Genomic DNA, 284 nt, shown 5'->3' on the forward strand with positions numbered 1-284 from the left:
GGCCTGATAGGCCGGGGTGCGCATGACCCGCAAGCGCCACAGCGCCAGCAATGGCGGCAGCAGCACCACCAGGGTCATGGGCAGGCTCACCGTGAGCAGGTAGACCAGGCTAGCCAGGGGCACCACCAGCGCCGCCACCAGGTTGTTGGGCAGGTGCGCCACCAACTGGTGCAGGGCGCCGACATCATCCAGCAAGGCCCGTTCGGCGGTCTCCCGCTGCTGGCCGAACCAGGTCAGGGGCACCCGTGCCAGGTGCGCGGCGATGCGCTGGCGCAGTTGGCGTT

Annotated in this window: 1 pseudogene; it reads right to left on the reverse strand. The window is 70.1% G+C overall.

Annotation, left to right across the window (positions count from 1 at the left end):
* Positions 1 to 284, reverse strand: a pseudogene (locus tag F6S12_RS33350) (ABC transporter ATP-binding protein); the annotation flags it as partial.

Origin of the sequence: Pseudomonas sp. JV245A, from assembly GCF_032424515.1 — a bacterium.
GTDB classification, from domain to species: Bacteria; Pseudomonadota; Gammaproteobacteria; order Pseudomonadales; family Pseudomonadaceae; genus Aquipseudomonas; species Aquipseudomonas protegens.